This window comes from Rhizobacter sp. (assembly GCF_035702065.1).
In the GTDB taxonomy this organism is placed as follows: domain Bacteria; phylum Pseudomonadota; class Gammaproteobacteria; order Burkholderiales; family Burkholderiaceae_C; genus Rhizobacter.
Genome location: NZ_DASSRA010000344.1, coordinates 1 through 4,651 on the forward strand (window position 1 = coordinate 1; position 4,651 = coordinate 4,651).

At 66.5% G+C, this 4,651-nt stretch carries 7 protein-coding genes; 2 read left to right on the forward strand and 5 right to left on the reverse strand.

Going from position 1 to position 4,651, the window contains the following annotated elements:
• The 3 genes from VFL64_RS15215 to VFL64_RS15225 form a co-directional block, all read right to left on the reverse strand.
• The coding region (locus tag VFL64_RS15215) for a 2-oxo-4-hydroxy-4-carboxy-5-ureidoimidazoline decarboxylase (RefSeq protein ID WP_489541228.1) at nucleotides 1-207 on the reverse strand (207 nt) is incomplete at its 3' end.
• Nucleotides 204-1,133: an allantoinase PuuE gene (gene puuE, locus VFL64_RS15220; RefSeq protein WP_489541229.1), complete on the reverse strand. Its 930-nt coding sequence runs from the start codon at nucleotides 1,131-1,133 to the stop codon at nucleotides 204-206. The genes VFL64_RS15215 and puuE, both read right to left, overlap by 4 nt.
• A 7-nt stretch (nucleotides 1,134-1,140) precedes the next feature.
• Nucleotides 1,141-1,923 carry a GntR family transcriptional regulator gene (locus VFL64_RS15225; RefSeq protein WP_489541230.1) on the reverse strand — a complete coding sequence of 261 codons (783 nt, stop codon included), beginning with the start codon at nucleotides 1,921-1,923 and terminating at the stop codon, nucleotides 1,141-1,143.
• Between the two features lie 92 nt (nucleotides 1,924-2,015).
• Here VFL64_RS15225 and uraH point away from each other — a divergent pair, with 92 nt between their 5' ends.
• Nucleotides 2,016-2,369, forward strand: coding sequence for a hydroxyisourate hydrolase (gene uraH / locus VFL64_RS15230; RefSeq protein ID WP_489541231.1), 354 nt, complete (start codon nucleotides 2,016-2,018; stop codon nucleotides 2,367-2,369).
• An 18-nt stretch (nucleotides 2,370-2,387) separates the two neighbouring features.
• On the forward strand, nucleotides 2,388-3,581 hold the full coding sequence (locus tag VFL64_RS15235) for a urate hydroxylase PuuD (RefSeq protein ID WP_489541232.1): 1,194 nt from the start codon (nucleotides 2,388-2,390) through the stop codon (nucleotides 3,579-3,581).
• Nucleotides 3,582-3,587: 6 nt separating this feature from the next.
• On the opposite strand, the gene lspA is transcribed toward VFL64_RS15235, so the two are convergent.
• Together lspA and VFL64_RS15245 are read right to left on the reverse strand one after the other, a co-directional pair.
• Entirely contained in the window at nucleotides 3,588-4,085 is a 498-nt protein-coding gene (gene lspA / locus VFL64_RS15240) for a signal peptidase II (RefSeq protein ID WP_489541233.1), read from the reverse strand.
• A gap of 2 nt (nucleotides 4,086-4,087) precedes the next feature.
• Nucleotides 4,088-4,651 (reverse strand): class I tRNA ligase family protein (locus VFL64_RS15245; protein ID WP_489541234.1); only part of this gene is annotated, 564 nt, incomplete at its 5' end.

Below are 4,651 nucleotides of genomic sequence, written 5' to 3' on the forward strand. Positions count from 1 at the left end.
GTGGGCGCGGATCAGCGCGAGCTGGGCGGCCCGGTCGGCCTGGCGCACGGTGTCGGCCATGGCCTGCTTGAGGTGGGCGAGGCTCTTGAACGGGCGCTGGGCGAGGGCGGCCTCGGCGATCCAGGGCGAGTGCTCGTAGATGCCCGCCAGCATCTGCGACGCTTCGGTGAGCGTCGCAGCGTTGAGTTGATCGAGCGTGAGGCTCATGCCGGCGCCGGGAAGTGCTGCTTCCAGTGCCGCGCAATGTCGATGCGGCGGCACACCCAGACCCTGTCGTGCGCAAGCACGTGGTCGAGAAAGCGCTGCAGCGAGCCGATGCGGCCGGGCTTGCCGAGCAGGCGGCAGTGCATGCCGATGCTCATCATCTTCGGGGCTGTGTCGCCTTCGGCGTACAGCGCATCGAAGCTGTCGCGCAGGTAGGTGAAGAAGTGGTCGCCGGTGTTGAAGCCCTGCGTTTGCACGAAGCGCATGTCGTTGGTGTCGAGCGAGTAGGGCACGACCAGGTGCTGCACGGTGCTGCCGTCGCTCTTGGTGACGGGCGTCCAGAAGGGCAGGTCGTCGCCGTAGTAGTCGCTGTCGTACTCGTAGCTGCCCTGGTCGACGACGAGGCGGCGGGTGTTGGGGCTGTCGCGCCCGGTGTACCAGCCGAGCGGCCAGGCGCCGCCGGTCATCTCGCGCAACACATGCGTGGCCAGGTCGAGGTGGCGCTTCTCCGTGGCCTCGGGCAGGTTCTGGTAGTGAATCCAGCGCAGGCCGTGGTTGGCGATCTCGTAGCCGTTCTCCATGAAGCAGGCGACGAGCTCGGGATAGCGCTGCATGGCCATGCCCACGCCGAAGACGGTGAGCGGCAGCTTGCGCCTCTCGAACTCGCGCAGGATGCGCCACACGCCCACGCGCGAGCCGTACTCGTACATCGACTCCATGGTCATGTGCCGGCTCTCGTAGGCCTGGGCGGTGATCAGCTCGGAGAGAAAGGTCTCGGAGGTGGGGTCGCCGTGCAGCGGGTTGTTCTCGCCGCCTTCTTCGTAGTTGAGGACGAACTGCACGGCGATCTTCGCCCCGTTGGGCCATTGGGCATGCGGTGGGTTGCGGCCGTAGCCGACGAGGTCGCGCGGGTAGGTGTCAGTGCTCATGGTCGGTTCAGGTCTCCGGCAGCAACACCGCTTCGAGATCGGGCACGCGCGGGTTGAGTCGCAGGTTGCGCTCGACGTGGTGCAAATGGCTTTCCATCAGCTTGACCGCGGCACGCGCGTCGCGCTTCTCCAGCGCGTCGACGATGGCCACGTGCTCGGCGTAGGAGTGTTCGGCCGAATGGGCGGATTGGTACATCAGTGAAATCAGCGAACTGCGTGACACCAGTTCTCGCAAGATGTCGGCCAGGGCCTCGTTGTTCAGCATCTGGGCCAGCACCACGTGGAAGTCGGCCAGCAGGCGGGTGCGGCCCGGCACATCGGTGCGCTGCACGGCGGCCTGCTCGTCGTGCAGGTGGTTGCGCAACTGGGTGATGTGATCCGGTGTGAGCTCGCTGGCGGCGCGCTTGATCATGGCGGACTCGAGCATGTGCCGCACCTCGAACACCTGGCGCGCCTCTTCGACGCTCGGTTGTGCGACGCGCGCACCGCGTGCCTGCTCCAGCGTGACCAGTTTGTCGCGGCTCAACTGGTGCAAGGCCTGGCGCACGATGGTGCGCGAGACCTTGAAGATGTCCGCGATCTTCTGCTCGGCCAGCTTGGTGCCGGGCATCAGCCGGCGTTCGACGATGGCCGCGGTGATGGATTCGGCGATGCGCCGGGTGGTGGTCTGCAGGTTGGCTTCATCCACTACCGCTGCCGTGCGCGGAACTTGCTTCGCACCTGCGCGCGCCCTGCTGCCTGCGGTGCGGCCCACGGGTCGGATGGCTTGCAGGGCGGTGGTGCGGGGCATGGCGGGGCAGAACGGCTTTGGGCTTTGCGATGTCCGGCAAACTGTATACACTTTTGCGCGTCTTGCAACCCATTTTTGAAAGCACCCTGCTCATGGGAAAGCTCACCACCCACGTGCTCGACACGATGAACGGCTGCCCGGCGGCCGGCATGCGGGTGTCGCTCTACCGCATCGAGGCCGGGCAGCCGGTGCTGCTGAAGCAGCTCGAGCTCAACCACGACGGCCGGGCCGACGGCCCGCTGCTTGACGACACCAGCTTCAAGACGGGCACCTACCGTTTGCTGTTCGAGGTGGCGGCCTACTTCCGAGGGCGCGGTGTGACCTTGCCCGATCCGCCCTTTGTCGACGCGGTGCCGATCGACTTCGGCCTCGCCAACCCATTGCAGCACTACCACGTGCCGCTCCTGGCGAGCCCCTGGGCCTACTCCACTTACCGCGGCAGCTGAGCGACTGACTGTATACACATGGATGCCTACCTCCTCGACTGGCTCAACCTGCTGCTGCGCTGGGCGCATGTGGTCACCGGCATCGCCTGGATCGGCGCCTCGTTCTACTTCGTGGGGCTGGACAACGGGCTGCTGCCGCCCAAGGACGCCAAGGACCGCGAGAAAGGCATCGGTGGCGAGATGTGGGCCGTGCACGGCGGCGGCTTCTACCACCAGCAGAAGTACCCGGTCTCGCCGGCCGTGCTGCCCGACAAGCTGCACTGGTCGATGTGGGAGAGCTACTCCACCTGGCTCACCGGCTTCGCGCTCTTCGCGGTGCTCTACCTGTTCAACGCCAGCACCTTCCTGATCGACAAGAAGGTGTTCGACTGGTCGCCCGCGGCAGCCATTGCCACGGCTCTGGGCTTCTTCGTCGCTTTCTGGGTGATCTACGACGGCATCTGCCGCCTCTTCGGCCAGCGCAAGAACGGCGACCTGGTTGTCGGCGTGCTGGTGTTCGGGTTCATCGTGTTCGCGTCCTGGCTTTCGTGCCACCTGTTCGCGGGGCGCGCTGCCTTCCTGCTGGTGGGCGCCATGATCGCCACCACCATGAGCGGCAACGTGCTGATGGTCATCATCCCCGGCCAGCGCAAGGTGGTGGCCGCCTTGCGCGCTGGGCTGCCGGTCGATCCGATCCATGGCAAGCGCGGCAAGCAGCGCAGCGTGCACAACACCTACTTCACGTTGCCGGTGATCCTCGCGATGCTGAGCAACCACTACGGGTTTCTCTACGAGGGCAAGAACAACTGGCTGGTGCTGGTGGTGATGATGCTGGCGGGTGCACTGATCCGACAGTCGTTCGTGCTTCGCCACAAGGCGCTCGCGACGGGCCAGCCCGTGCCCTGGGCCTACGCCGTGGTCGGCGTGGTGCTGCTGGCCGGTGTGGCCAGCGCGACGATGCCCGGCGCACCGTCCGCCACTGCGGCGGCTGCGCCACCCTCGTTCGCCCAGGTGCAGAAGGTGGTGGGAGAGCGCTGCGTGATGTGCCACAGCGAGCAGCTCGTCAGCAAGGGCATCCAGCTCCACACGCCGGAGCTCCTGCTGCGTAACGCGCAGGCTGCTTACCAGCAGGCGGTGGTGTTGAAGGTGATGCCGATGAACAACGCCACGCAGATGACGCCCGAAGAGCGCGACCTGCTCAAGCGCTGGTTCGAGGCGGGCGCCAAGCCCTGAAGAACCTCAGCCTCGGCCGCGCCGCACGCGCAGCAGTTCGTCGAGGATCAGCAGCGCTGCCCCCACGGTGATGGCGCTGTCGGCCACGTTGAACGAGGGGAAGTAGTAGCGGCTGTCCCAGTGCACCTGGATGAAGTCGACCACGTAGCCGTGCATCAGGCGGTCGACCACGTTGCCCACCGCGCCGCCCAGGATCAGCGACAGCGCCCACGCGAACATCTTCTGGCCGCCATGGGAGCGCAGCATCCACACGATGAAGATGGCCGCCGCCGCGCCCAGGCCCACGAAGAGCCAGCGCTGCCAACCCGACGCCCCGGCGAGGAAGGAAAACGCCGCACCCGGGTTGTGGGCCCGCACGATGTTGAAGAACGAGGTGACGTAGCGGCTGTCACCGTACTGGAAGTGCTGCAGGATCAGTGACTTGGTGACCTGGTCGAGCACGATCACGATGACGGCGATGCCCAGCCAGGGCCACAGGCTGGCAACGCTCTTGTTGGACGACATGCTCAGGCTGCCTTTCGTGATTCACCCGCGCCGTAGAGGTTGCTGGTGCAACGGCCGCAGATCGTGGGGTGTGCGGCATCGCTGCCCACGTCGTCGCGGTAGTGCCAGCAGCGTTCGCACTTCTGTGCCGCCGAGGCGGCCACGCTCACCGCCAGGTCGCTGCCTTCGAGCAGGCGGGCCAGCGAGGTGATGGTGACGAAGCGCAGGTCGTCGCCCAGCGAGGCCAGCAGGGCATGGTCAGCCGGGTTGGCGGTGATGCTCAGGTTGGCCTGCAGCGAGGAGCCCACCTGGCCCGCGGTGCGCAGGGCCTCGATCTCCTTGTTGGCCAGGTCGCGCACCTCGCGGATGCGCGCCCACTTGGCGAGCAGCGCTTCATCGGGTGCGGCGAAAGGCCAGTAGGTCTCCGTGAAGATCGACGGCGACGCACCCGGTGCGAACACCTTCCACGCTTCTTCAGCCGTGAAGCTCAGGAAGGGCGCCATCCAGCGCAGCATGGCGTGCGTGATGTGCCACAGCGCGGTCTGTGCGCTGCGCCGTGCCAGCGACTTCGGCGCCGTGGTGTAGAG

What these genes read in the sequence shown, in the direction of transcription:
- puuE (WP_489541229.1), bottom strand. Translation starts at nt 1,133, where the DNA reads ATGAGCACTGACACCTACCCGCGCGACCTCGTCGGCTACGGCCGCAAC.
- VFL64_RS15225 (WP_489541230.1), bottom strand. Translation starts at nt 1,923, where the DNA reads ATGCCCCGCACCACCGCCCTGCAAGCCATCCGACCCGTGGGCCGCACC.
- uraH (WP_489541231.1), top strand. Translation starts at nt 2,016, where the DNA reads ATGGGAAAGCTCACCACCCACGTGCTCGACACGATGAACGGCTGCCCG.
- VFL64_RS15235 (WP_489541232.1), top strand. Translation starts at nt 2,388, where the DNA reads ATGGATGCCTACCTCCTCGACTGGCTCAACCTGCTGCTGCGCTGGGCG.
- lspA (WP_489541233.1), bottom strand. Translation starts at nt 4,085, where the DNA reads ATGTCGTCCAACAAGAGCGTTGCCAGCCTGTGGCCCTGGCTGGGCATC.